This window comes from Motiliproteus sp. SC1-56 (genome assembly GCF_017309075.1).
GTDB lineage: Bacteria > Pseudomonadota > Gammaproteobacteria > Pseudomonadales > Balneatricaceae > Motiliproteus.
This window is the reverse complement of sequence record NZ_JAEMGS010000005.1, coordinates 60,473-86,375: the sequence shown is the minus strand read 5'-3', so window position 1 is coordinate 86,375 and position 25,903 is coordinate 60,473. Positions and strand designations below refer to the sequence as shown.

Below are 25,903 nucleotides of genomic sequence, written 5' to 3'. Positions count from 1 at the left end.
TTTTTCCCGCGCCGGCGGGCCTACGGTGGCGGGGGGCGGTACCAGTCTGCACTGTCGAGCCTGGCCACCGAGGGCGCGGGGTCGTGGGGTTCAAGCTCCAGCCAGCGCCGGTCCGAGCGGCGCAAAAATGCCAGTGCGGCCGCGTTACCGGGGTGACGTTTGAACAGGGCGTCGAAACTGCCGTCCGCGCGGGCCCGGCCCAACCCCGTCTGCAGGCGCCTGAACAGCGTTTCGTTGTCGGGTGAGACGAAGAAATAGATTGGCATCCGGTAGCGCAAAACCAGGTGCTCGAGCAGCGTCAAATCCTTTCCCAGCGGACTTTTCAGCTCGTCCCAGATTTCGGTGATGCTGCGGGGAAAATAGTCTGCACGCCCGTGTCTGAGCATCTCGAACAGGCTTTCATAGCGCGAACTGGTCACGAGGTTGAGACCGTTGGCGCGCAGGATCTCGTTGTCCGGCCATCCTGTGCCCTGGACGCCGGTATAGTTTGCCAGGCGCGCCAGTGAATCCACCCCTTGAAAACGATCCGCCCCGGCCTGCTTGACCAGCAGCACCCGTACCCCCAGTAATCCCTTCTGCAGTGGAACGGGTACGGCAAGGGTCTCGGTTTCCCGTTCACGGCTGGTCATGCCCCAGACCACATCGAGCATGCGGCCTTCGCGAATAAGGGCGAAGCCCCGCTGCTGGGTGATGCCGGCGTCGACTGCTTGTAGCCGGTAGGGGCCGAATTCCGGCGTGGTCTTGTCGAGCGCCAGCTGCAGCATGGCGGTGTAGTAGTGGTAACGGGCATCTTCGGCGCTATCCCCTACGCTGTAGCGCACCACCAGCGGGTCCTGGGCCGAGGCAGTTGCGCTGACCAGCATGCCGGCAAGCAGCAGCGCGCATAGCGTTCGGGCCGGTTTCAGGCGCGCCATTGGCGGGCCTCCTGCGGTTGTTCCAGCCAGCTCAAAAAGCGCTCCGGGCGCAGGGGGCGGCTAAACAGGTAGCCCTGGAGCAGGTCGCAGCCGATCTCCTGCAGCGTCCGGCGCAGCGCTTCGGTTTCGACCCCTTCGGCCACGACCGCCAGACCCAGCTGGTGAGAGAGGCGGACCACGCCCTCGACCAGGGTGTGGCCCTGAGGATCGTGCTGCATGCGCAGGACGAAACTCTGGTCGATCTTGAGTACGTTGAAGGGGTAGTCGCACAGGTAATTGAGCGACGCGTAGCCGGTGCCGAAGTCATCGATGGCCAGGGCAATCCCGAGCGCCTTCAGGGCATCGAGCTGGCGGATAATCTGCTTGCTCGGTTCCAGGGTGACCTGCTCGGTGATCTCGATCTTCAGGGCATTGACCGGCAGCCCGCACTGTTTCAGCGTCTCTTCGACCTGCTCGGCAAACCGGGGGTTGTGCAACTGCAGGGCCGAGACGTTGACGCTGACAAACAGGTTGTGCCCCTGGCGGCGCCATTGGGCGAGCTGTTCACAGGCTTTCCTCAGGATGTGCTGTCCCAACTGGTCGATGCGTCCCAGCTGTTCGGCGGCGGCGATAAATTCATCGGAGGTCACCTTGCCAAGCTCTGGGCTTTGCCAGCGGGCCAGGGCTTCGCACCCCAACGGCTGACCGTTCTTTGCAGAGACGATGGGCTGGTACTTGAGCTCAAGCTCCTGCAGCAGCCTGCCTGCGGTGATCTGGCCGACAATGCGAAGCTGTCGGGAAGCGTGCTGGTAGAGGCCGGGCTCGAAAAACCGCCAGCGGCGAACCCGCTCGTGGCGCTGCGCCTGGCGCAGTGCGGAGTGGGCGTGTTTAAGGAGGGTTTCCGGCGTGTCACCGTCGTTGGGGGAGATGGCGATACCGGCGCAGAAGCCGGGGTCCACCTTTTGTTCATGCAGTTCGATGGCCTGGACCAGCCGGCCACGCAGGGCTTCAACCTGGCTGATCACCGGCTGGGCGTCGGAGGAGTCGAGACGGAAGGCGTACATGAACTGGTTGTCGGCAACCCGTCCCAGCACGGCGGGGTGGGGGAGCTCACGCTGTATCTGGTCCGCTACCTCGAGAATCAGCAGGTCTGCATACTCCAGCCCCAGGGACTCCATCACCGGTTTGAAGGCCGTGACTTCCAGCACCACCAGGGCGATGTGCCCCGGGTCGCGCTGGGCGGCCCGCAACAAGTTCGCCACCCCGGCCAGCGCCTGTCGGCGGTTGGAGAGCCCGGTCAGGCGGTCCTTGGCCAGCAGCGTGTGCTCGCGCTTGCGGGCGGTCCGCAGTTCGGTCATGTCGTTGACGGTGAGGAAGAATGTCTCCCGGTCCCGGCACATGTAACTGACCACGCGCATATCGATCCAGCGGGGATGGGCCTTGTCGGTCGGCCAGAACACCTCCCGCTGCCACACCCCCTGTTCGCGCACCCGGGTCACCAGCGTCTGCAAATCGGGGTGGCGGGGAATGGCCTCCAGCACCCTGGGAAGCCATTGCTCGGCAGGAGCCTGATCCACGGCGGCCTTGAAAAAATCCAGAAAGGCGCTGTTGTGGTAGTAGGGCACGCCTTCGGCATTGAAGATCATGATCGCGGCCGGGGTGGCGTTGGCGGCCAGGTAGACCCGCTCGCGGTCGGTCGCCAGTTGCTCCAGGCGGGGGATGCCTTTCTCGATGCAGCCGCGCATCTGCTCCAGGGTGTGTCGCAGTTGCTCCAGTTCGTCCTTATCGTCCAGGGGCGCGCGATCCAGGACGAAAGGGTGGTTCATGTCCTCGACCCGAAGCTGGGCTGCGGTGCGCCTGAGCTGCAGCAGGTGGCGAAAGATCAGCCGGTGCAGAATCAGCAGGATCAGCGATGAAACGATAAAGGTTTTTACCGACTGGGTTGCGAGGATGACCAGGGCGTCACGACGCAGGCTGGTGAAGAGGGCGCTGTAGTCCACCTCGAGGGCGACGGTGCCCAGCTCCATCGGCCCCGCGTCGCTCTCGTGAACCAGCGGCTGCACCTTGGTTTCGGTGAATGTGCCGCTCTGGGGCAGGCCGATCTGATATTGCTCGCCCTCGCGGGTTTCAAGCAGCGCGCTGTTGATGAAGGGAAGGCTTTGCAGGGCTTTGAGGTTGAGCTTGATCAACGGCTCGTCCAGCCGCCAGGTCGCGTCGGTCAGCGCCGGAAGAAAGCTTGCCCGGGCATCCTCGAGGCGCTGGTTTAAGCTGGTGAGCTGGGCGTCGTAGCGAACCCGCAACTGGATGACCGCGGCCGCCAGGGCCAACAGGGTGCTGATCAGGAGAATGCTGACCAGTACCCGCATGGACAGGGGGTGGGTGTCCAAAAATTGCTTCACCCGGTCATACATCGAACGCTCTGGAAAAGGGGGAGGGTAACCTAAAAGGTAGGTGATGCCCTTCAGGATGCAAGACCCCTGGCGCCGGCGAACCCGCTCTCCGCCTGTTCTTTTGGGCTGTGGGGGCTAGGCTATTATGAATAGTCTCAGCCGGTCGGTCTGTACGCCTTGCAGCCTTCCCCCCCGGGCATGGCGCTGATATCCGGCTAACGGGGGCGCACCGCATCCCAGGGGGTATAGTCGATGAGCGATAGCAAAGATCCCATGGTGCCCGATGGGGACGTTAACCCCATTGACACCGACTATCAGGTTGGCCAGGACAACGTGGTCGTCCATGTGGGGCCGTTCGGCCTGGACATCCACAACCGTGTCTTTGTGATTTCAGCCCTTGCCGTTATCGCCTTTGTGGTGCTGACCCTGGCATTCCAGAGCTACGCAGCGCCCATGTTCGGCGGTCTGCGCAAATGGCTGACCTCCAACCTCGACTGGTTCTTTATCAGCTCGGGCAATATCTTTGTGTTGGTTTGCCTGGGGCTGGCGTTCTCGCCGCTGGGTAAGGTGAGGCTGGGCGGCACACAGGCTACCCCGGATTACACCTACCTGGGGTGGTTTTCCATGCTGTTTGCCGCCGGCATGGGTATCGGCCTGATGTTCTACGGTGTATCCGAGCCTCTTTCCCATTTCAGCAGTTCCATGGGCGGCATCAGTGTTGAAAACGGCGTCCGCACCGACTGGGCGCCACTCGGCGCGGCCGAAGGCGATCCCGAACAGGCAAGACGCCTGGGGATGGCAGCCACTATCTACCACTGGGGTCTGCACCCCTGGGCCATTTACGCGGTGCTGGCCCTGGGACTGGGGCTGTTCTCCTTTAACAAGGGGTTGCCCCTGACCATGCGGTCGGTCTTTTACCCCCTGCTCGGCGAGCGGGTCTGGGGCTGGCCGGGGCACCTGATCGATATTCTGGCGGTGCTGGCGACCCTGTTCGGGCTGGCCACCTCCCTCGGCTTCGGTGCTGCCCAGGCCGCCTCCGGCCTTAATTACCTGTTCGGCTTTCCCGAGGGCAATACGACCCAGGTGGTGCTGGTGGTCGGGATTACCGCCATTGCCCTGATCTCGGTGTTGGCCGGCCTCGATGCCGGGGTCAAGCGGCTGTCGGAGATCAACATGGGGCTGGCGGTGCTGTTGTTGTTTTTCGTGATCCTCGTCGGACCCACGCTGGCCCTGTTGGGGGGCTTTTTCAGTAACCTGGGGGCGTATCTTCAGTACCTGCCGGCACTGGCGAACCCCTTCGGCCGCGAGGACGTGAACTTCTCCCAGGGCTGGACCTCGTTTTACTGGGCCTGGTGGATCTCCTGGTCGCCTTTCGTCGGCATGTTTATCGCCCGGGTCTCCCGGGGGCGCTCGGTGCGCGAATTTATCATTTCGGTGTTGCTGGTGCCCTCGGCGGCTTGCGTGCTCTGGATGAGCGTGTTCGGGGGCACGGCTATTCACCAGGTGGTCAATGACGGCTATCAGGCGGTCACCGAGGCCGCCTTGCCCCTGCAGCTCTTCACCATGCTGGATGTGATGCCCCTGGCCCAGATCACCTCTTTTATCGCGATCATCCTGGTGGTGGTGTTCTTCGTGACCTCCTCGGACTCGGGCTCCCTGGTGATCGACACCATCGCCGCGGGGGGCAAAGTGGACGCGCCAGCCCCCCAGCGGGTGTTCTGGTGCACCTTTGAGGGACTGGTGGCGATTGCGCTGATCCTGGGTGGAGGATTGGTCGCGCTCCAGGCCATGGCCGTCTCCACCGGTTTTCCCTTTACCATCGTGCTGCTGGTCTCCTGCGTGGCCCTGATTAAAGGGCTGGCCTCAGAACCGCGCAGCAGCTGACAGGCGTTACCGTCGTCACCGCGGCTGCGTTGACGGCGGAGCGGGGAGTCTCATGCAGGCTGAACACTTGGAAATCTGCGACTTTCTGCGTCGCCATCCGCCTTTTTCCGAGTTGCCCGAGGAACGGCTCAACTGGGTGGCCTCGCAGATGGAGGTCGCCTACTTCAAGGCCGGTACGGAGGTGCTGCGCCTGGGCGACGAGATCGATGCACTGCATGTGATTCGCAGCGGCTCAGTTGAGGTGTTTCGCCGCAACGGCGATCTCTACAACCGCCTGAGCGAGGGGGGCATCTTTGGCGAGCTGGGGTTGTTGCGCGACCGCCGGGTGCGCTTTCCGGTCTCCACTCTGGAGGACACCCTGATCTACCTGCTTCCGGAGTCGGCGTTCAATACGCTGTTCGAAGAGCACGAGCTGTTTGCCGACTTTGTGGAGGTGGAAGACCGCACCCGACTGCGCCAGGCGGTCTCAAGGCGGGAAGCCAACGAGCTGATGACGGCCCCGGTGAGCGCCCTGATCAGCCGGGCACCGGTGACCCTCAGCGTGCATTCCACAGCGCGCGAAGCGGCGATCAAAATGACCGAGGAAGGGGCCGCCTCCCTGTTGTTGGTCAAGGAGGATGAAAGCGGCGCGGCGACTGCCATGGCCGGTATCGTCACCGACCAGGACATTCGCGACCGGTTGGTGACGCCCGGGCTTGATTACGATACCCCGGTCAGCGAAATCATGACCGAGGCGCCGATCAGCGTGGCCCACAACCAGCTGGTGTTCGAAGCGATGCTGGTGATGCTGCGGCATAACATTCACCACCTTCCGGTGATGGGCCGGGGTAAGGCGATCGGTATTATCGAGCTGCCCGACATTATCCGTTACGAGTCCCAGAACAGCCTCTTCGTGGTGTCCAGCATCTTTCGCCAGCCGGATCAGGAGGGGTTGGCCGCCCTGGTGCCCGATGTCCGGGCCTGCTTTCGACGTATGGTGGCCGAGGATGCAAACTCCCGCATGATCGGCAGCGCGCTGGCGGTGATCGGGCGCAGCTTCAAGCAGCGGCTGCTGGAGTTGGCGGAGGAATTCCTGGGGCCGCCCCCGGTCCCCTATTGCTTTCTGGCGTTAGGCTCCATGGCCCGGGACGAGCAGTCGATCGTCACCGATCAGGACAATGCCCTGGTGTTGTCCGACACCTTCGACCCCGAGCGTCACGACGACTACTTCGCGAAGTTGGCCGCCTTTGTCTGCGACGGTCTGAACGCCTGCGGTTATCCCTACTGCAACGGCGATATCATGGCCACCAATCGCCGCTGGCGGCAGCCGCTGAAGGTCTGGGAGGGCTATTTCAGCGAATGGATTGAGCGCCCGAGCCCCGAGTTCCTGCTCAACAGCTCTATTTTCTTTGACCTGAACGGCGTCTGGGGCAAGACCGAGTGGGCGGAAAAACTCTACCACCTGATTCGCACCAAGGCCCAGCGCCAGCCGCGCTTTCTGGCCTGCATGGCCCGAAACGCCCTCGGCCGGACCCCGCCGCTGGGCTTTTTTCGCGACTTTGTCATGGAGACCGACGGGCGCCAGAGCAACTCGGTCAATATGAAGCGCCGAGGCACCGCTCCCTTCGTGGACCTGGTCCGGGTCCACGCCCTGGCGGTGGGCTCCAGTGCCCTGAACACCTTTGAGCGGCTGGAGGATGTGATCGAGGCCGACATTCTGCCGCGGGGGCGGGGGCAGGACCTGCGCGATGCGCTGGAGTTTATTGCCCTGATGCGCTTGCGCCACCAGGCCCTCGACCTGGATGCGGGGCGCGAGCCGGACAACAACATCGAACCTGAGAACCTGTCCGAATTTGAGCGCAAGCACCTCAAGGGGGCGTTCCAGATCCTGAGCGACGCCCAGAAGTTTCTCCGTTACCGCTACGCGCCGAACCGGGCGCTCTGATCCCGTGTTCTACCTTGGGCCGGAATCACCGGACGAGCCGGACTTGGCTCGGGACGAACAGGTCGCCAGGGACTGGCCCGCCCGGTACCGGACCCTGGCGGAGCAAGCCCTGGATCCGCGGCTGCGTGCTTTTTACCTGGCCGGAGTCGCATCCCCCGAGACGCCGCTGGCGGCAGTACCCCTGGTGGCCATGGACTTTGAAACCACCGGTTTTGACCTGCAGCGCAGCGGTATAGTCAGCATTGGCCTGGTGCCCCTGAATCTTGATCGAATTCGGCTTGCCGACGCCCGCCACTGGATCGTGCGGCCGCGGGCACGGCTGACGCCGGAGTCGGTGGTGGTGCACGGCATCACCCACTCGGAGGTGGCCCAGGCGCCGGACCTGACCCGGGTGCTGGGGGAGCTGCTGGCCGCAATCCAGGGCAAGGTGGTGGTGGTCCATCACCGGGGGATCGAGCGGCCGTTTCTCGACGTTGCCCTGCGCAGGCGCATCGGCGAGGGGATCGAGTTTCCGGTCATCGATACCATGGAGTTGGAGGCCAGGCTGCACCGCGCCAAGCCCCTTGGTTTTTGGCGGCGCCTGCTGGGCCAGCGCCCGGCGTCGATCCGTCTGGCCGATAGCCGCATACGCTACCACCTGCCCCACTATTCGCTCCACCATGCCCTGACCGATGCCCTGGCCACCGCCGAATTGTTGCAGGCCCAGGTTGCGCACCGGTTTTCGCCCGAGACCCCGGTGGCCGAGCTTTGGAAATAATGATGGCAGGGCAAGGGCAGGCGCTGGACTTAACAGGCGCATTACTTTTTAGGTGAAGGCGCTATCTATTCAAATTAGAATGATCGCATGCAACGGCGCGTATCCGGTTTGCAAGGTTGGAAACAGGCGCGTCCGGCAAAGCCCCCCAAGTAATTCAAAAACATCAAAAAAGTCAAAGGAGTTGCCTTATGAAACCGATCGCCACCCTCTCTTTGCTGCTGAGCCTGTTGTTCAGCAGCTACAGCGCTGCGGGCGAGCGCGAGCAGATTGCATGGGAAAAAATTGAATCCGGCGCGCTGGTGGTGGATGTGAGGACGCCCGGCGAGTTTCGCGGCGGGCACCTGGAGGGCGCGGTGCTGATTCCCCATCAGCAGGTGGTCGAGCAGTTCGCCCGGCAGGGCGTTCCCAAGGATCAGCCGGTGGTGCTTTACTGTCGCAGCGGCAACCGGGCAGGCATCGCAGAACAGGCCCTGCGCAGCGCAGGGTACACTAACCTGTTCAACGGCGGCGGTTTCACCCAGCTCCAGGCTCACAAGCGGCAGATGTAGCGCAGGGAGTCTATTTTTTTCCCAGCATTTACGCCCGTCGGTGGACAGGGGGCGCCGGTGGTCGCCGGTGGCCGCTGGGTGCCTGGCGCCGGAAAAAGTGACATCACGGGCGATGATTTAACCGGGATGAGCGGCTGACTACCCAGAAGCGCTTTTTTACGCTTTACTTAGGGTAAGTTCAGCTAGCTAAGGGAAACCTGATGATTATCAATCGGGTACCGGTGTTTGCAGTGCTGGTGGTGCTTGTCGGTTGCGGCGCTGAAGAACCTTTATCGGCTAACCGCGGCGAACAGTTGTTTAATGAAACCTGCGCGGGCTGTCACAAGGAGAACGGCAAGGGCAATTTTATTGCCGGGATTCCCGCGAGCGCCAATACGCAGCTCAACCAAGAGCAGATAGTGCAACTGATCCGCCAGGGCATGCCGCGCTTTCCTGAAATGCCCTCCTTTCCCCATTTAACCCAGGAAGACGCCGAACAGGTGGCGAGACATCTGCGCGACCTGGCGCAAGCCGACTGAGGAAAGCGCGTGTGCGCTACCGATGGGAGCGGTCGGGCTTTTCGGCTGGCGTTGCCTGTTCATCTCCGTTCTCAATCGGGCGAGCGGTAATTCGTTGGGCTTTGGCGCAAGCGTCACTGGTCCATTGATTCATTGATCCAAAGCCGCGGAATGCGGTTGAAGATGAACCAAAATCCCCTCCCGTACGTAACGTTCATACCCGGCAAAGTGAGGACTGCGGTATGGACCATACACACCCTTATGCACTGAAGGACGGTGGCATCGCGCGTCGCCTGCCCGCGAATCGAGTCTCGGCAGGGGCGCCCTTTCACTGGCTGCGCCTCGGCGCCCGTGACCTGGTCGCAGCACCGTGGATCAGCCTTTTGTTCGGCGCGGTTTTCAGCCTGATTCCAGCAGCCATTTTGGCCCTTACCCTGGCGCAGGGCACCCATTTGGTGATTTTGCCCGCTACTGTGGCCTTCGCCCTGGTCGGGCCGCTCTTCGCGGTTGCCCTCTATGATGTCGCCTGGCAGTTGGAGCGGGGGCGGCGCCCTTCGCTCTACCACAGCTTTCGGGCGCTGCTCCGCAACCCGGCCGGCGAGTGGGGCTTTGCCGTGATCCTGACGTTGCTGATGATCGCCTGGATGCGGTTGGCGACCCTGATTCATGCCCTTTATCCGACCCTCGGGGAGCCGTCGTTCACAGAACTCGGGGGCTTTCTGGCGGTGGGCTCGTTGGTGGGGGCCCTGATGCTGGGGCTCGTGTTTTCGGTATCGGCGTTTGCCCCGCAGATCATGCTGGAACGGCGCGTGGATATGATGACCGCGATCGTCACCTCGGTGTCCGCGGTGCGCGACAATGCGCTGCCCATGCTGATCTGGGCACTGCTGATCGGGGGGCTGGTGGTGCTGGGCTTTGCGACCTCGGCAGTGGGCTTTGTGCTGCTCATGCCGTTGCTGAGCTATGCCAGCTGGCACGCCTATATCGCGGTGATCGAGACCCGTCGTCCCCGCCGATACGAATAGGGGGCAAGATCGGTAATCCAACCGGGGAGCCTTCACTCATCGGCCGCGAGTTCGTCTGCTCCCCGATCCACACCCAGCTCTACTAGATTACCGTAGGCGCCAGCCAATCGAGTCATTTACCAATCCGAGCCTAAAGCCGCCGATTACGCCGGGATTTGTATTTGCAACAAGCCTTGCTCAGTGCGGATAGTGCGCCTTTGGCTGGCCAAAGGCGCTGATTACGGTGATGATCAGGGATAAACAGAAGGTCCTGTCGGGCCCGCGCTGAAAGGAGGCTGTATGCAGGTATACCGTATCAATGGCATCACACCGGTGGTGGATCCCTCCGCCTTTGTTCATCCCACAGCGATTCTGATCGGCGATGTCATCGTCGGGCCGGGCTGTTATATCGGGCCGGCGGCCTCGCTTCGTGGTGACTTCGGACGCCTAGTGCTGGAGGAAGGGGTCAACGTTCAGGACACCTGCGTCGTGCACGGTTTTCCCGGTAGCGATACCGTGGTGGAGCGGGACGGGCATATCGGTCATGGCGCGGTTTTGCACGGCTGTCGGGTCGGGCGCAACGCCATGGTGGGGATGAACGCGGTGGTGATGGACGGCGCCCGCATCGGCGCCGAGTCTATCGTGGGCGCCTGTGCTTTCGTCAAGGCCGCTTTCAGCTGTGAGCCCCGCAGTCTGGTGGTGGGGGCGCCCGCCAAGGTGTTGCGTGGCTTGTCGGAGCAGGAGGTCGCCTGGAAGGCCTCCGCGACGGCCCGCTACCAGCAGTTGACCCGGGAGTGCCATGAATCTATGCAGCCCTGCGAGCCGCTCACCGCTGTGGAGCCCGGGCGTCCACGCCTGCCCGGGACCGACCTTAAGCCCAAGTACCAGCGCGACGGCGGGTAACCCGCCCGCATCTGATTCGGGAGGGGTACTGCAGAAGGATTACGGCAGAAGGGTTACGGCAGGCCGCCGTAGCGCTGGTAGAAGTGTCTATCGGGAGCGGGCAGCTCGGCGCCGGCACACTCCAGCACTGTTTCCAGATGGCGCTCCGTGGCACGCCAAATGCCCTGGTAGATATTTGCGGCGAGTTCCCGCGCGGCCTTGCCCTCCCAGTGGTCGGGCAGCAGCGCTTCGGGCAGCTCCGGGTCACGCAGCATGATGCGGCGATACTCGTGCATCATCAGGGTTCTGAGTAAAAAACTCTCGGCCGGCGGCGGGGCGCCCAGGCGCTCGATTTCCTGGCCAAGAGGGGTGTATTGCTCCAGGAAGTGGCGGTAGCTCTGGGACAACCTGTCAAGATCCCAGGACTCCCGAACCTGGCGCCGCATGGCGCGGGTCGTGGTGCTGTCTTCAGCCAGTTGGTCAAGGACGATCACTTCATCCTGGTAGGCGTACTCCTGCAAAATGGCGCGCATTTCGCTCGGCGGAATTTGTGGGTGCAGCATCGCCGTGGAGGAGAGGGAGCCAAACCCCTGCCAGGTCAGTTCCTGGCGCATCTCCTGGCGCTGCTCTGGGCTTAGCTGGTTGAGCAGCGCCAGGGTCCAGCGCCCATCCCACGCCGGGTTGCGCTCAGCGTAGATGCGCTTTCCGGCCTTCTCAAAACGCCGCCGCCCGGAGTCGGTGAGGCTGTAGTTGCTACGTCGCCCGACCGGCTCCACGCTGAGCCAGCGGTCCTTCACCAGCCGGAACACGGAGGTGCGCACCAGCCGTTCGTTCAGTCCCAGGGGGGCCAGAAGCTTGATCAGGCTGCCCAGCCAAACCGTGCCGCCGCGCGGCGCGATCGCGTCGCCGTATACGGTAATGATCAGTGAGCCTGCCCGGATGGGGCGGCGCTGGCGAAACGCTTCGATCAGGTGCTCCAGCGTTTGAAACGTCATCAGTGGGGCCGCGTCTTGGTTTTGACTGGGAATGAAGCGGATTCTACGGAGGTGGTGGGATGCAGGCAATGCGCGCCACCGGCTTTGCCCCGCATCCTGGTATGCGTCTCTATACTCTGCTTATTACAAGCGGCATCGGGGAGCGGCTATGCATTCAATCAACAGGGCGTTGCTGGCGTTTGCCGCGGCGATGCTGCTGGGGCAGGTCGGGGGAGGGGCGGCCCGGGCCGAGATTTACCGCTGTGAGGGCGCAGACGGTGTCGCCTACCAGGGGGTTCCCTGTAGCGAAGGAGGGGAGGTCATTGAACTGCGGGTTGACCGGCCCAGCCCCGAGGAAGTCGCGCGTCAGCAGCAGCGGCGGGCGGAAATGCGTGCCCTGATTCAGGAGGTCGATGCCGAAAGGCGGCAACGGGAGGCGAAGCAGGCGGCCGTGCGCAAGGCGGCGCCACCGGTTAGCCAGCCGGTCCAGCGTGAAGAGGTGATGAGGATGCCGCCGCCGGACCGGGACGACAACGTGGGCGATGATCGCGGTGAGGCCTGTCCGCTGGGGCTGGCCAACTGCCAGAAGCCGGATGACCGGGTGTTTCGACGTCCGGCCCAACGAACAGGTTCGGCCGAACGGGGGCGGCAAACGCTGACCGCCCCCAATTAGCCGCAGTTGCAGCAGGTTTTGGACCCGGGTAGCGCGGCGTAGCCGGGGTTTGGGCGCTGCCGGCTATCGGCATCGAAGGCCTAGTATTGAACTTTCCGTACCGAATCACCCACGCTGAATTTCCCGCCCTGAACTTCAGCGGCTTTCGCGCTCCGCCCCTTGGGTGCGCTTGTCTTTGTACATTCCCTGGTCGGCATGGCGCATCAGCTCCGAGGGGGTCTGACCGTGATCCGGGAAGAGCGCGAACCCGATGCTGGTGCCAAGGGGCACCTCCACCAGGCGTCCCCGTCCATCGGGCACGGTGTAATCGGCCGTGATCAGGTGGCGGTGCAGCTTCTCGATCAGGGCTTCGATGGGTTGGTTGGACGGCAGGTCTTCGAGCAGCACGGTGAACTCATCGCCGCCGATGCGGGCGGCGGTATCCGAGCTACGGATGTGTTCCTTGAGTCGGGCCGCGAACTCTTTGAGCACGGCGTCTCCCGCCTGGTGGCCGTAACGGTCGTTGATCGGCTTGAATTTGTTCAGGTCCAGGTAGAGCAGCAACGCCCGTTCCTTGCGGCGCCGGGCCCGGTCGATCGCGATTTCGCAACGCTCGTTGAAACGGGCTCGGTTGGCCAGCCCCGTGAGTTGGTCAAAGTTGGCCTGACGCCAGATCGTCTGCTCCATCTGCCATTTTTCGGTGATGTCTTCGTTGACCGCCACATAGTGGGTGATTTCGCCGTCTTCGTTGATCACCGGAGTGATCGCCACTTTTTCCAGGAACGCCGAGCCATCTTTGCGGCGATTCCAGAGCTGACCTTCCCAGACTTCGCCGGCTTCCAGCTTTTTCCAGAGATCGCGGTAGACCTCCTGCGTCGGTTTGGGGGCTTCCCAGAAATTGGGATGCGTACCCATGACCTCGTCCAGACTGTAGCCGGTGACCTGGGTAAACCGTGGGTTGACGTAGATGATCCGTGGCTCGGCGGTGGTAAAAACCGTGGCGGCAGGGCTGTGTTCCACCGCCAGGGTCAGGGTCCGCAGCTCCCGCTCCAGCGCTTTCTGGCGGGTGATGTCCTGGGTGACGCCCACCATGCGCTGCACGTGGCGGCTGGATCCGCGTTCGGCCACGGCGGTTTCGCGCATCCAGAGGGTCTGCCCTCCGGCGTCGAGGCGGTACTCGATCTGGTAGGGGGTGCCGAAAACCAGCCTGCGCCAGGCGTTGAGCACTTCGGCGCGATCCGCGGGATGAATCCGCTCCAGCACCAGCGGGCGGAGGGGGGACTGCTGGCGGGGTACCTGCAGGATTTCGTAAAGCTCTTCGCTCCAACTGCGCTGGCGTGAGCGCCGGTCGTAGCTCCAGCTGCCGGTTCGGGACAGCGCTTCGGCCTGGCGCAGTAGCATCCGCTCCCGGTTCAGGCTGGCGGTGCGCTCGGCCAGCTCCGACGAGAGCTGGAGCGGGTACTTGAACGCGTTGAACACCAGCAGGGTGACCAACAGGGTGCTGAGCAGGATCAACAGGGTGTCATTGATCTGGTCGGTGGGCCCACTCCAGCCCTCACTCGGCGTCAGCGCCAGTTGCCAGCGCCCATTCGGCACCGGCAGGTCGTAGGTGACCGGGTCACCTGCCAGGGGCGCCTCGGAACCGGCGAATGTGCGGTAGCCGCCCCCGGGTTCGGGGCGCTGCAGGCGCCAGGCATAGCCGCGCGCCTGCAGGGTATCGAGACCGGTTCGGGCGAGCAGGTTGTCCAGCATCACCAGGGCGGTGGTAAACCCCCAGAACTGCTCGCCGCGGCCCGGTTCCCGCAGGTATACGGGCTGACGTGCCACCAGCCCCTGGCCGCCCTGCAGCAGCTCAAAGGGGCCGGCGAGGGTCAGGGCGCGGCTCTTGATTGCATTCAGGGCCTCCTGATTGCGCCCGGGGTCAGCGAACAGATCGTGACCGATCGCCGCTTCCTGCCCCTGGGGCGGATGGATCTGGTGGACCACTCCCCCTGGAGCCAGTTGCAGGTTGGAAATGGCGGGGCTGGATTGCAGCAGCCCGGAGGCCAGCTCCGAAAAATTGGCCAGTTCTCCGTGGTTTTCCTGGATCAGGTAGGCGAGGGCGGTGGTGGTGGTGCGCGCCTGGTTGAGCAGCACGCCGAGGTTCTGGCCCTGAGAGGCGGCCAGGCTCAGGGCGCTGGTGCGTTTCTGCGTAATCTGGTGACCATGGTTGAGGTGGACAAAGAGCGTGCTGATGATCAGGGTCAGCAGGAACGCCAGCGCGGTGAGCAGGGGCAGGCGCGAGGGGGTGCTGATGGAGGCCCGGTCGCGTACCAGCAAGCGTTGCTGATGATAAAGACCGAGGGCGAGAAAGCCTGCCAGGACCAGTGCCAGCAACCAGGCGTTGGGGGGCAGAATCGGGAAACGGGTGTCGTAGCCGCTGAAAGCGATCAGTTCGGCGGCATTCCAGACTAAGGTGAGCGCGACGATCAGGCTCGCCACGCCATACTGAAGCCTGCGGTCACTGACCATATATCCCCTCCCTGGTGATCATGTGCCAAGCTCCTGAACGATCGGCACCGGTTGAAACCCATAGTAACCCGGGTGCTCGATCTGCGGGTTGATTTAGCGCAGGCTTAGGTAAAAAACGCGCTGCTAAGGCGTCCGTGCCAGGCTGGTAATCGCTCAGGAAAAGTTGGGGGAATTTGTTGAAAATTAACCCCTTTGCTACCTTTTCAGAGAGTGAAAGGCGGGTTCCGTTCGATTGCCCTGGCCTTTTAGTTATATTCGAAACGCTTCAATTATGCCGGGAGGAATCTGCCAATGGCCAATGAAGGCTACCATGAGCCGATCGAGGAGCTGTCCGACGAGACGCGGGATATGCACCGGGCCATCACTTCGCTGATGGAAGAGCTCGAAGCCGCGGACTGGTACAACCAGCGGGTTGACGCCGCCAAGGATGACGAACTCAAAGGGATCCTGGCCCACAACCGGGACGAGGAAAAGGAACACGCGGCCATGTTGCTGGAGTGGATCCGCCGCCGCGATCCCTGTTTCGACGCTCACCTCAAAGACTTTCTCTTCACCGACAAGCCGATCACCCACGACTGATACCCGGCTATGCCGGCAGCGCGCCTCGCTTGGCTTCTGCCGGCCCGCAGCGGTGATGCTTGAACTTCCGCCCTTCGCAGCGGCTTAAGGGTCACCGTTGTTCAATGGATAGGTAATCGCGAGGCCCCGCTCCCTCGTAGAGCTGACGGGGGCGGCCGATCACCAGGTCCGGGTCGACCATCATCTCCTTCCACTGGGCAATCCAGCCCACGCAACGGGAAAGCGCGAACATGACGGTGAACATGTTGGTCGGAATCCCCATCGCGCTTTCGATAATGCCGGAGTAGAAGTCCACGTTGGGGTAGAGCTTCTTCTCGATGAAATACTCATCTTCCAGGGCGATACGCTCCAGCTCCAGCGCCAGCTTGAAGCGCGGATCCTCCAGCCGCCCCAGGGCCTCCAACACTTTCTTGGCCTCCTCGCGCAGTACTCGGGCGCGGGGATCGTGATTGCGGTAGACCCGATGACCGAACCCCATGAGCCGGAAGGGGTCGTCGGGGGACTTGGCCCGTTTGATGAACTTGGGCACCTGCTTGACGTCGCCGATCTCGGCCAGCATCGCCAGCACCGCTTCGTTGGCCCCGCCGTGGAGCGGCCCCCACAGGGCGCCGATGCCCGCGGAAATGGCGGCAAAGGGGTTGGCGCCGGTGGAACCGGCCAGGCGCACGGTGGAGGTGGAGGCATTCTGCTCGTGGTCGGCGTGAAGGATCAGGATTTTGTCCAGGGCCTTGGACAGGATCGGGTTGACCTCGTATTTCTCGGCGGGCACGCCGAACAGCATTTTCAACAGGTTACCGGCATAATCCAGGCTGTTGTCCGGGTAGACAAACGGCTGGCCCAGGGCGTGCTTGTAGGAGGCGGCTGCAATGGTTGCCACCTTACCGAGCAGGCGCACGGCGAAGCGCTCGCGATCCTGCTGGTCGTGAATATTGAGCTCGTCGTGGTAGAAGGCGGAGAGGGCACCCACCACCCCCACCATGATCGCCATGGGGTGGGCGTCGCGGCGAAATCCCTGGTAGAGGTGCAGTAGCTGCTCGTGGACCATGGAGTGCTTGCGGATGAGACCGTTGAAGCCGTCAAGCTCTTCCTGGGTGGGGAGCTCCCCCTTCAACAACAGGTAGGCGGTTTCGGTGAAGTTGCTTTGCTCGGCGAGTTGCTCGATGGGGTAGCCCCGATAGAGGAGAATGCCCTTCTCGCCGTCAATAAAGGTGATGCGGCTGGTGCAGGCGGCTGTAGATTTATAGCCCGGGTCCAGGGTGAACAGCCCCAGTTCCGGGTAGAGGCCGCGGATATCCACCACCGGTGGTCCCGCGGTGCCTTGCTGGATGGGCAGTTCCAGCGAGTTGCCATTCCGGTTGTCGGTGATGGTAACGGTGTTCTTGGCCATAATCGGATCCTTGCGATGCCGGTAAGGGGCATTGCCAATTTGAGGATAGACCAGTGCCGGCGCAACGGAGGCCGCAGGAAGGCCCCGTTCCAAAGGAGCGGCACCGCCGCGGTTTGGGACCGGGAAAAGGCGGCGCCAACCCGGTGCGTGTTGCAGGAGAGGGTGCAGGTGCGGGTGCGGGCCCAGGCCCGGGTTTAGGAAGGACAGCGACTAACGGTCCTGCTACAACAGGTTGCGTTATCTCGTTCCGAGGACGTTCGCTGCGTGCGGGCAAAAGAGTGTGAATGTACAGGAGGCTGTGTTGAAAACTGTCGGTCTTTTGGGAGGCATGAGCTGGGAAAGTACCCAGGTTTACTACCGCTTGCTCAACCAGGGGGTCAACCGGGCCCTCGGGAAACTGCACTCGGCATCCATCCTGCTCGCCAGTGTCGATTTTGAACCCTTGCAGCGCGCCCAGCATCGCGACGACTGGGATACCGTTCGCCGCATCCTGGTGCCGGCGGCCCAGCAGTTGGAAGGGGCCGGGGCCGGCTGTTTGCTGCTCGCCAGCAACACCATGCACCGGGTGGCCCCGACGCTCCAGGAGGCTCTCGGAATTCCCTTGCTGCACGTCGTCGACGCGGTCGGTGCGGCGCTGGCGCAGGCGGGCATTCGCAAGGTGGGCCTGCTGGGTACCGCCTTTACCATGGAGCAGCCCTTCTACCGGCAACGGCTGGTTGATCACTTTGGGCAGACGGTGATCACTCCTGACGCCGATGACCGGGCCTGGCTGCACGGCGTCATTTTCGATGAACTGTGCCGCGGGGTGGTAAGCGAACGCTCAAAGACCCGTCTTGGCGAGGTGATTGAACGCCTGGGGAAGGCCGGCGCCGAGGGGGTGATCCTGGGATGCACTGAGATCGGCATGCTCGTCGATGACGGCGAAGCGGCGCTGCCGCTGTTTGATACCACGGTCCTTCACGCAGAGCACGCCGTGGCCTGGTGTCTGGGCGATCCATGAGGGCATGGCGTTAAGTCCTGTACCAGCAGCCGCCTAGGGGGCTGACAGAAGCTGTTGGCGCAGGGCGTTCAACAGCAGCAGCACCGCCAGGGATGCGACCCAGGTGAGGGCGTAGCCGACCGTCGCCAGTTTCGCCCGTTCCTGGTCTTCCCCCAGGCGGGGCCGTACGCCCTTGAAAAAGAACACGGCTTTGCAGGCCAGGTTGATGCAGACGATGTCGATCGCCAGCAGCAGGGCAGCGCCGGCGGCGGTCAGATATTCACCCTGGCCCAGCATCAGTCCCAGGGCCGTGGCCGGTGGCAGCAAGGCCACCGAGACCATCACGCCGACCAGAGCCGAGGAGATGCCGCTGGTCAGGGAGAGCGCCGCGGCCGCACCCGAGGTGAGGCCGAGGGTGGCGGCGGCAAGTCCCGCGTTGGTGCGAGCGCTGATGGCCGGGCTGTCTAACTCCCCGGTCCAGAAAAAGCCGATCAGGGCCCCCACCACAATGGGCACCAGAACGCCCACCGCCAGGCTGACCAGGGCCTGGCGAACCTGCCGGACGTTGCCAAGGGTGATGCTCAGGCTCAGGGCCAGGTTAGGCCCCAGCAACGGGGCAATCACCATACCGCCGATGATCACTGCCACCTGGTTGTAGATCAAACCGATGGCCGCGACCAGGGTGGAAAGCAGCACCAGGATGAAATAGTTGAGGTTGAGGCGGCTCATGCGGTCGGCGGTTTCCACCAGCTCTTCGCGGGCGGCGATGGCTTCGCTCTCCCGTTCCCGCTCCGACTCCTCGGGCTCGGGCACCGTGGCTTCCACCGCCATGACCAGAATGCGCGAGGTGGGCTGGGCGCCGAGAATATGCTGCAGGTCGTCGATCAGCGCCTGCAGGCGGTCTTTGCGCACCAGCAGGCGGATGGGGCGCATCCCGTCGTCTCCTTCGAGCCCCAGGCGTACGTCCAGTGCTTTCTGTTTGACGGCGATCTTGAGGATGGTTTCGGTACTGGACGCCTGGGCAATCACTTCAACGTATTTCATTGCGGGCGCTCCAGGCGGGCTATCGAAAAAGCGATTCAAACGCTTACCGGAACTCCCTGTCCCGGGTAGGGTCTCTAGGCGTTAAGATGGGCGAATCACGGCTTACAATTTCAAGCTAATCAGAGGTAATTCATAGATGAAAAAAGCACTTCTGGCGACGACTCTCGGCGTTATCATGGCGGTCGGAGCGGCCAGCGCGGGGGCGGCCGACCCGGTCTGGCTCGAGGGGCGGACCGATCGCCAATACGATATTACCGTCTACCGGGCGGAAAGCTGCGGCTGCTGCAAGGGCTGGATCGAGCACCTTGAGGCGCATAACTTCCGGGTTGAGGATGTGGTGGTGGAGGACGTCGATCCCTACAAGGAGAAGCACGGGGTGCCGCCCCAGGGGGCTTCCTGCCACACCGCCGTGGTGGACGGCAAGGTGATCGAGGGCCATGTGCCGGCCCAGGATATCAAGGCGTTGCTGGCGAGTGAGAGTGATATTCGGCTACTGACCGTGCCGGGGATGCCTTCCGGCGGGCCGGGTATGGACTGGGAAGGCGCGCGCAAGGACGCCTTCAAGGTTTATGCCCTCTCGGAGGATGGCGAGGTGAGCCTGTTTAAGGAGTACAGCGACTACTGAGGCAGGCTCAAGCTCCTGGCAACGGCGGCCGGGGGCCGCCGTTCTTTTTCCAGGTCTTTTTTGACGGTCTTAGGGCCCGCCTCAGCCGCCGTGTAGTTTATGGGCGATCTCGGCAACATGCCGCCCCTGAAAGCGGGCCATGGACAGCTCTTTTGCCGAGGGTTGGCGGGAGCCGTCGCTGTTCGCCAGGGTCGCGGCGCCCCAGGGTGAACCGCCTTTGACCTCGCTGATGTCGGCAAGGGCTTCGCAGCTGTAGGGCAGGCCTACCAGCACCATGCCGTGATGCATCAGGGTGGTGTGAAAGGATTGAATGGTGGTTTCGTTGCCGCCCCCGGTTCCGGTGCTGGTAAAGACGCTGCCGACTTTGCCTACCAGGGAGTGATTGACCCACAACGCGCCGGTCTGGTCCAGGAAGTTGCGCATCTGGCTGGCCATGTTGCCGAACCGGGTAGGGGTGCCGAAAATGATGGCGTCGTAGTCTCCCAGCTCCTTGGGGTCGGCCACGGGGGCATCCTGGTCCAGCTTGGCGCCGGCGTTTTTGGCCACCTCTTCGGGCATCAGCTCCGGCACCCGCTTCAGGGTAACCTCGACCCCTTCGATCTCGCGGGCGCCTTCGGCGACCGCCTTGGCCATGGTTTCCACGTGTCCCCACATGGAGTAGTAAAGAACCAGTAATTTGCTCATCGGATGCTCCTTCTGCCCGTGGTTTGATCCCCGTTAAGGGTAGCGCTTGGGTCGCAAAATGCCGGTGCAGCAACGGACAAATCGCATTTTGGTTGCCATTAAAGAACCGGTCTGCCCGGCGCCGCCGGTTTCCAGGTCCCGGTTTTGAATGCGACAATGGCCGCGGCTCCGGACTATGTTATAGGGGTATATTCGCAGTAGAGAGGACCACATGGCCGCAGAAGAGCTTCACCTGAATCTCCGTAACCTCCATGAAGACGACTACCCGGCGATCAAGCGCCTGATGGACCGGGTCTATGACGACATCGGCGGCGCTTGGCCGGAGGCCACCCTGGCCAAGCTGGTGGCCGATTTCGAAGAGGGGCAGATCTGCATCGAGGACGGCGAGGAAATCGTCGGGCTGGCCCTGACCGTGCGGGTGGACTACCGCCGTTTCAGCAACCCCCACACCTACGACGACCTGATCGGCAAGCGCATGCAGATCCTCAACAACCCCAAGGGGGATGCCCTCTACGGACTGGATGTGCTGATCCACCCCGACTACCGGGGCTATCGCCTGGGGCGTCGGCTCTACGAGGCGCGCAAGGAGCTGTGCCGTCAGCTCAACCTGCAGGGGATCCTGGCCGGGGGGCGGATTCCCGGCTACCACGAGCACGCCGATGAGTGTTCACCCCAGGAGTATATCGAGCGGGTGGGGCGCCGGGAGATTTACGACCCCATTCTCTCCTTTCAACTGGCCAACGATTTTCAGGTGAAGCGGGTGCTGGGCCAGTACATGCCCGAAGACGAGAAGTCCCAGGGCTATGCCACCCTGCTGGAGTGGAGCAATATCTTCTACCAGCCCGATACGTCGCTGCTGTCCCAGCCCAAGACCCAGGTGCGGGTGGGGGTGGTGCAGTGGCAGATGCGGGAATTTCACAGCGTCGAGGACGTGCTCCAGCAGGTGGAGTACTTTGTTGACGCGGTCTCGGACTACCAGAGCGATTTCGCGGTGTTTCCGGAGTTTTTCAACGCGCCTTTGATGGGACTCACCGACTCCACCCAGCGGATGGAGGCGATCCGCTTCCTGGCCAACTTTACCGCCCGCTTTCGTGACGAGATGCAGCGCATGGCGGTGGAGTACAACATCAACATCATCACCGGCTCCATGCCGTTGATAAAGGACGAGCGGCTCTACAACCTCTCTTACCTCTGCCGCCGCGACGGCTCTGTGGAGGAGCAGTACAAGCTGCACATCACCCCGCATGAGAAGTGGGACTGGGTGATCGAGGGCGGCGACGGTCTCGAGGTGTTCGACACCGATGCCGGCCGGGTCGGCATTCTTATCTGTTACGACGTGGAGTTTCCGGAGCTGGCGCGGATCATGGCCAGCCGGGGGCTGGAGATCCTGTTTGTACCCTTCTGGACGGACACCAAGAACGGGTTTTTGCGGGTGCGCCACTGCGCCCAGGCCCGGGCCATCGAGAACGAGTGCTACGTGGTGGTGTGCGGCTCCGTCGGCAACCTGCCGTCGGTGGAGAGCCTGGACGTGCAGTACGCCCAGTCGGCGGTGTTCTCGCCCTCGGACTTCTCCTTCCCCCATGACGCGGTGATGAACGAGGCGACCCCCAATACCGAGATGATCCTGTTCTCCGACCTGGACCTGGACCGGCTCAAGGTGGTGCGCAATGAAGGTTCGGTCACCAACCTCAAGGACCGGCGCAGGGATCTCTACAGCCTGCGTTGGCGCAAGCGCTGATCCGGTTTGAGACCCAAAGCCTGTTTCCCGTTATCCGGCGGTCTCTGCCGCCGGTGATATCACTTCCCATGAAGCGGGTATCCCCGCATGCTCGCCGCCATGGAGGCCGTTCATGCTGAGCTTTGTCAGTCGTAATATATTGACCGGTCTGGTCACCATTTTGCCGGTGGCGCTGACCCTCTACCTGCTGTTCTGGCTGGCTACCGCCGCCGAAGCCGTGCTGGGGGAGATGATCAAGCTGATGTTGCCCGAGGCCTACTACTGGCCCGGCATGGGCATGGTGGCGGGGCTGGGAATCGCCTTCGTGATGGGGCTGATGATGAAGGCCTACCTGGTGCAACGCCTCTTCGCCCTGTCCGAACAGCTGCTGTACCGCATGCCCCTGGTCAAATCCATCTACGGTGCGATTCATGACTTTATCGACTATTTCTCCCCCGCCACCAAAAAGGAGTTTGACCAGGTGGTGTCGGTTTCGATGGGCGGTGGCGAGATCAAGCTGATCGGCTTCGTGACTCAGACGGTGGAGGAGAACCTGCCCAAGGGGCTGCGTGAGCCGGACCATATCCTGGTTTACCTGCCGATGAGCTACATGATCGGCGGCTATACGGTGCTGATGCCCCGCAGTGCGCTGACCCCGCTGGAAATCAGCATGGAGGAGGCGATGCGCCTGACCCTGACCGCCGGCGTCACCGGCACGCGTGCCCCCCCGGTCGTTGGCAGCCCGCTGTTTCGCAGGCCGGCGTTCTTTCGCGATAAGCAGCAGTCCAAGCAGAACAAGACGCCCTGATCTAGGGCGGGCCTCAGGCCCGGCTGGCCCCGCAGTCTTCCCCGCCGCGCCGGTTTATTTGCTTGCACACCCTGTCCTTCGCACGCTTAAGGCCACCTCCTTCTTCCGGCATAGTGTTTGCAGGTTGTTCTGCAAGCACTGAGCATAGTGAATACCGGGTGGAAGCCAGATCTCATGAACGATATTTCGACGTTGGAGAAAGAAGTTAAGAAGCGCAAACGCATTGCCGGCGAATGGGCCATGCAGTTGCACGACTTGGCTGAAGAGCGGCTGCCCGCCGCGTTCGAGGAACTGCCAGCGGTGGCTGAATCCACCTACCGGGCGTGCCAGGCATGGCGGGAGGCGGCTCGGGCGTTGAAAGAGGCCAAAGGCTGATGGCAGTGATTGAGTTTTACGAAAAGCCGGGCTGTGCGGGCAATGCCCGTCAGAAGCAGTTGCTGGAAAAGGCCGGACATCACCTGGTGGTGCATGACCTGCTGGCCCAGCCCTGGACCCCGTCGCGGTTGCGTCGTTACTTTGGCAGGCGGCCGGTGGCGGAGTGGTTCAACCGCAGCGCCCCCGCGGTGAAGCGGGGCGAGGTGGTACCCGAGTCCCTGGATGCCAAGGCTGCACTGAAACTGCTGGTGGCCGACCCGTTACTGATCCGTCGTCCCCTGATGCGCCTGGGCCAGCGACGCTGGGTGGGGTTTGAACCGGCGGTCCTGAGTGGTCTGCTCTCCGGGGTGCCGGAGGGGAACCTGGAGGTCTGTCCCCGTCGAGACGATCCCTGCGACGGCGGCTGATAAGCCGCTTTGAAAGCGGCGGAGGCAAAAGCGACAAAACCGGGCGTGATGGCCCGGTTTGTCGTATTGGCGACAGCCCTCAGGCGCTCGTGGCCTGAGCCAGGCGTCAGGCTCTCAGTCGGGGTTGCTCTTCGGTTGACTCAACCGGCGCTGAGCGCATCAGGTGATCGAAGGCACCCAGTGCTGCGCCGGCGCCGGCCCCCATAGCGATGATGATCTGCTTGAAGGGAACCGTGGTGGCATCGCCCGCCGCGTAAACCCCTGGCAGGTTGGTCGCGCCGCGGTCGTTGACGGCAATTTCGCCAAAGCGGTTCAGCTCCACGCCGCTCGCCTTGAGCCAGTCGGTGTTGGGCACGAGGCCAATCTGGACGAAAATTCCCGCCACCTCGAGCCGGTGATCCTGGCCGCTGGCGCGGTCCCGGTACTGCAGGGCCACCACTTTATTTCCGTCCCCCACTACTTCCGTGGTCTGGGCGTTGAGCACGATCTCCAGGTTGGGCAGGGCGCGCGCCTTGGCCTGGAGCACCTCGTCGGCGCGCAGGCTGTCGGCAAACTCTACCACCGTCACGTGCTCGACGATGCCGGCCAGGTCGATGGCGGCCTCGATCCCGGAGTTGCCGCCCCCCACCACGGCCACGGGCTTACCCTTGAACAAGGGGCCGTCGCAATGCGGGCAGTAAGCTACGCCCTTGCCGCGGTACTCATGCTCACCGGGCACGTTCAGTTCCCGCCAGCGGGCGCCGGTGGCCAGTACCACCGCGCGGCTGGTCAGGGTGGCGCCGCTGGCCAGCTCCACCGCCACGCTGCCGTCTGCGGTGAGCCCGGCCGCGCGCTGACCGGCGATGATCTCGACCCCGTAATCCTTCACGTGCTCTTCCAGGCTCGCCACCAGCTTGGGGCCTTCGGTGTAGGGAACGGAGATAAAGTTCTCGATTCCCACGGTGTCCATCACCTGACCGCCGAAGCGTTCGGCCACCAGACCGGTTCGAATCCCTTTGCGGGCCGCGTAGATGGCCGCGGCCGCGCCGGCGGGGCCGCCGCCCACCACGAGCATGTCGAAGGGGGCGACGTCCTTCAGCGCCTCGGCCTTGCGGTCGGCGCCGGAGGCGTCAACCTTGTCCAGGATCTCTTCGAGGGACATGCGCCCCTGGCCGAAGGGGGCGTCGTTGAGGAATACCGCCGGTACCGCCATCACCTGGCGTGACTCGACTTCATCCTGGAACAGGGCGCCGTCGATCATCTCGTGCTGAATGTTCGGGTTCAGCGCCGCCATCAGGTTCAGCGCCTGCACCACGTCGGGGCAGTTCTGGCAGGAGAGGGAGACGTAGGTCTGGAATCGGTATTCACCCTCCAGCGCCTCGATCTGCGCCTTCAGGGTCGGGTCCACCTTGGGCGGATGGCCGCCGCTGTGCAGCAGCGCCAGCACCAGGGAGGTGAACTCGTGTCCCAGGGGCACGCCCGCGAAGCGGATGCGCGGCGCTTCGCCCTCGGTGCCGATGGCGAGCAGGGGCGTGCGTTGGTCACTACCCTCGCTGACCGTGATCTTGTCGCTGAGGCTTTCAAGGTCGCGGCCGAGGGCGCGCAGCTCTTTGCCCTTCTTGCTGTCATCACCGGACACCTGCAGGGCGATGGGGTTAACCAGATTCTTGAGGTAGGTATCCAGTTGTTGTTTAAGCGTGGCGTCTAACATGGCGGTGTCCCCTGGTTGCTGATCCGTTGTTTGAAGCGGGCCCACGGAGGGTGGGCCCTTTTTCTACATGCTTCTGCGGCGTTAAATTTTGCCGACCAGGTCCAGCGACGGGGCCAGGGTCTCTTCCCCTTCCTGCCATTTCGCCGGGCATACCTCGCCGGGGTGGGCTGCAACGTACTGGGCGGCCTTGACCTTGCGCAGCAGCTCGCTGGCATCGCGGCCGATGCCGCCGGCATTGATCTCGACGATCTGAATCTTGCCTTCCGGGTCGATCACGAAGGTGCCCCGCTCGGCCAGGCCGGCCTCCTCGATCATCACTCCGAAGTTGCGGGTCAGGGTGCCGGTGGGATCGCCGATCATCGGGAAGGCGATCTTGCCGATGGTCTCCGAGGTGTCGTGCCACGCCTTGTGGGTGAAGTGGGTATCGGTGGAAACCGCGTAGATCTCGACCCCACGCGCCTTGAACTCGGCGTAATGGTCGGCCAGGTCGCCCAGCTCGGTCGGGCAGACGAAGGTGAAGTCGGCCGGGTAGAAGAAAACGACTGACCACTGCCCCTTGAGGTTCTCGTCGGACACCGGGACAAACTCGCCGTTGTGAAAGGCAGTGGCGGTAAAGGGCTTCACTTCTTGATTGATGTAGCTGGACATGTGGATCTCCTTGCAGGAATGAACGTTGAACACGGGATTTAGGT

24 protein-coding genes are annotated in these 25,903 nt (G+C 63.0%); 15 read left to right on the top strand and 9 right to left on the bottom strand.

Translation table 11 applies throughout. The features are described from left to right. Positions 1–20 precede the first annotated feature (20 nt). Together JGZ97_RS06910 and JGZ97_RS06905 are read right to left on the bottom strand one after the other, a co-directional pair. Positions 21–914 carry an ABC transporter substrate-binding protein gene (locus JGZ97_RS06910; protein ID WP_207061897.1) on the bottom strand — a complete coding sequence of 298 codons (894 nt, stop codon included), beginning with the start codon at positions 912–914 and terminating at the stop codon, positions 21–23. Further along, on the bottom strand, positions 902–3,292 hold the full coding sequence (locus JGZ97_RS06905; RefSeq protein WP_207061896.1) for an EAL domain-containing protein: 2,391 nt from the start codon (positions 3,290–3,292) through the stop codon (positions 902–904). Before JGZ97_RS06905 ends, JGZ97_RS06910 begins: the two co-directional genes overlap by 13 nt. Before the next feature lie 243 nt (positions 3,293–3,535). On the opposite strand from JGZ97_RS06905, the gene JGZ97_RS06900 reads away from it, so the two are divergent. From JGZ97_RS06900 to paaY, 7 genes are all read left to right on the top strand, one after another. Further along, a complete protein-coding gene (locus tag JGZ97_RS06900) occupies positions 3,536–5,167 on the top strand; it encodes a BCCT family transporter (protein ID WP_207061895.1) in 1,632 nt (543 codons plus the stop codon). Positions 5,168–5,219: 52 nt separating this feature from the next. Further along, complete coding sequence (locus JGZ97_RS06895) at positions 5,220–7,091, top strand: putative nucleotidyltransferase substrate binding domain-containing protein (RefSeq protein WP_207061894.1); 1,872 nt, start codon at positions 5,220–5,222, stop codon at positions 7,089–7,091. Between the two features lie 43 nt (positions 7,092–7,134). Next, positions 7,135–7,848 (top strand): 3'-5' exonuclease, encoded by a 714-nt coding sequence (locus tag JGZ97_RS06890; protein WP_207061893.1) that lies wholly within the window; start codon positions 7,135–7,137, stop codon positions 7,846–7,848. A gap of 188 nt (positions 7,849–8,036) precedes the next feature. Further along, positions 8,037–8,396, top strand: a complete 360-nt coding sequence (locus JGZ97_RS06885; RefSeq protein ID WP_207061892.1) for a rhodanese-like domain-containing protein — start codon at positions 8,037–8,039, stop codon at positions 8,394–8,396. Positions 8,397–8,596: 200 nt separating this feature from the next. Next, positions 8,597–8,914, top strand: a complete 318-nt coding sequence (locus JGZ97_RS06880) for a cytochrome c (RefSeq protein ID WP_207061891.1) — start codon at positions 8,597–8,599, stop codon at positions 8,912–8,914. Between the two features lie 221 nt (positions 8,915–9,135). Continuing rightward, positions 9,136–9,918 carry a DUF2189 domain-containing protein gene (locus JGZ97_RS06875; protein WP_207061890.1) on the top strand — a complete coding sequence of 261 codons (783 nt, stop codon included), beginning with the start codon at positions 9,136–9,138 and terminating at the stop codon, positions 9,916–9,918. A 279-nt stretch (positions 9,919–10,197) separates the two neighbouring features. Beyond that, entirely contained in the window at positions 10,198–10,800 is a 603-nt protein-coding gene (gene paaY, locus JGZ97_RS06870; protein ID WP_207061889.1) for a phenylacetic acid degradation protein PaaY, read from the top strand. Positions 10,801–10,853: 53 nt separating this feature from the next. Here the strand turns inward: paaY and paaX are convergent, their stop codons facing one another. Then, complete coding sequence (gene paaX, locus JGZ97_RS06865; RefSeq protein WP_207061888.1) at positions 10,854–11,774, bottom strand: phenylacetic acid degradation operon negative regulatory protein PaaX; 921 nt, start codon at positions 11,772–11,774, stop codon at positions 10,854–10,856. 148 nt (positions 11,775–11,922) lie between these two features. On the opposite strand from paaX, the gene JGZ97_RS06860 reads away from it, so the two are divergent. Next, positions 11,923–12,426 carry a hypothetical protein gene (locus JGZ97_RS06860; protein WP_207061887.1) on the top strand — a complete coding sequence of 168 codons (504 nt, stop codon included), beginning with the start codon at positions 11,923–11,925 and terminating at the stop codon, positions 12,424–12,426. 135 nt (positions 12,427–12,561) lie between these two features. Here the strand turns inward: JGZ97_RS06860 and JGZ97_RS06855 are convergent, their stop codons facing one another. Then, positions 12,562–14,916, bottom strand: coding sequence for a diguanylate cyclase domain-containing protein (locus JGZ97_RS06855; RefSeq protein WP_207061886.1), 2,355 nt, complete (start codon positions 14,914–14,916; stop codon positions 12,562–12,564). Positions 14,917–15,207: 291 nt separating this feature from the next. On the opposite strand from JGZ97_RS06855, the gene JGZ97_RS06850 reads away from it, so the two are divergent. Then, entirely contained in the window at positions 15,208–15,495 is a 288-nt protein-coding gene (locus tag JGZ97_RS06850; protein ID WP_207061885.1) for an encapsulin-associated ferritin-like protein, read from the top strand. Positions 15,496–15,586: 91 nt separating this feature from the next. Here JGZ97_RS06850 and gltA read toward each other — a convergent pair whose 3' ends face one another. Continuing rightward, entirely contained in the window at positions 15,587–16,882 is a 1,296-nt protein-coding gene (gltA, locus tag JGZ97_RS06845) for a citrate synthase (protein WP_207061884.1), read from the bottom strand. Positions 16,883–17,162: 280 nt separating this feature from the next. On the opposite strand from gltA, the gene JGZ97_RS06840 reads away from it, so the two are divergent. Then, positions 17,163–17,882 (top strand): aspartate/glutamate racemase family protein, encoded by a 720-nt coding sequence (locus JGZ97_RS06840; RefSeq protein WP_370584022.1) that lies wholly within the window; start codon positions 17,163–17,165, stop codon positions 17,880–17,882. 33 nt (positions 17,883–17,915) lie between these two features. Here the strand turns inward: JGZ97_RS06840 and JGZ97_RS06835 are convergent, their stop codons facing one another. Beyond that, entirely contained in the window at positions 17,916–18,905 is a 990-nt protein-coding gene (locus tag JGZ97_RS06835; protein WP_207061882.1) for a TIGR00341 family protein, read from the bottom strand. Positions 18,906–19,041: 136 nt separating this feature from the next. Here JGZ97_RS06835 and JGZ97_RS06830 point away from each other — a divergent pair, with 136 nt between their 5' ends. Beyond that, a complete protein-coding gene (locus tag JGZ97_RS06830) occupies positions 19,042–19,530 on the top strand; it encodes a DUF411 domain-containing protein (RefSeq protein WP_242521589.1) in 489 nt (162 codons plus the stop codon). 81 nt (positions 19,531–19,611) lie between these two features. On the opposite strand, the gene wrbA is transcribed toward JGZ97_RS06830, so the two are convergent. Beyond that, positions 19,612–20,214, bottom strand: coding sequence for an NAD(P)H:quinone oxidoreductase (gene wrbA, locus JGZ97_RS06825; protein ID WP_207061881.1), 603 nt, complete (start codon positions 20,212–20,214; stop codon positions 19,612–19,614). A 211-nt stretch (positions 20,215–20,425) separates the two neighbouring features. Between wrbA and JGZ97_RS06820 the strand changes: the two genes are divergently transcribed. The 4 genes from JGZ97_RS06820 (at position 20,426) to JGZ97_RS06805 (ending at position 23,521) form a co-directional block, all read left to right on the top strand. After that, entirely contained in the window at positions 20,426–21,952 is a 1,527-nt protein-coding gene (locus JGZ97_RS06820) for a bifunctional GNAT family N-acetyltransferase/carbon-nitrogen hydrolase family protein (RefSeq protein ID WP_207061880.1), read from the top strand. A gap of 112 nt (positions 21,953–22,064) precedes the next feature. Beyond that, positions 22,065–22,739: a DUF502 domain-containing protein gene (locus JGZ97_RS06815; protein WP_207061879.1), complete on the top strand. Its 675-nt coding sequence runs from the start codon at positions 22,065–22,067 to the stop codon at positions 22,737–22,739. Between the two features lie 174 nt (positions 22,740–22,913). Then, positions 22,914–23,114 (top strand): CCE_0567 family metalloprotein, encoded by a 201-nt coding sequence (locus JGZ97_RS06810; protein WP_207061878.1) that lies wholly within the window; start codon positions 22,914–22,916, stop codon positions 23,112–23,114. Beyond that, entirely contained in the window at positions 23,114–23,521 is a 408-nt protein-coding gene (locus JGZ97_RS06805) for an ArsC/Spx/MgsR family protein (protein ID WP_207061877.1), read from the top strand. Before JGZ97_RS06810 ends, JGZ97_RS06805 begins: the two co-directional genes overlap by 1 nt. Before the next feature lie 106 nt (positions 23,522–23,627). On the opposite strand, the gene ahpF is transcribed toward JGZ97_RS06805, so the two are convergent. Beyond that, complete coding sequence (ahpF, locus tag JGZ97_RS06800) at positions 23,628–25,211, bottom strand: alkyl hydroperoxide reductase subunit F (RefSeq protein ID WP_207061876.1); 1,584 nt, start codon at positions 25,209–25,211, stop codon at positions 23,628–23,630. A gap of 81 nt (positions 25,212–25,292) precedes the next feature. Beyond that, positions 25,293–25,859, bottom strand: a complete 567-nt coding sequence (gene ahpC, locus JGZ97_RS06795; protein WP_207061875.1) for an alkyl hydroperoxide reductase subunit C — start codon at positions 25,857–25,859, stop codon at positions 25,293–25,295. Between the last annotated feature and the right edge of the window lie 44 nt (positions 25,860–25,903).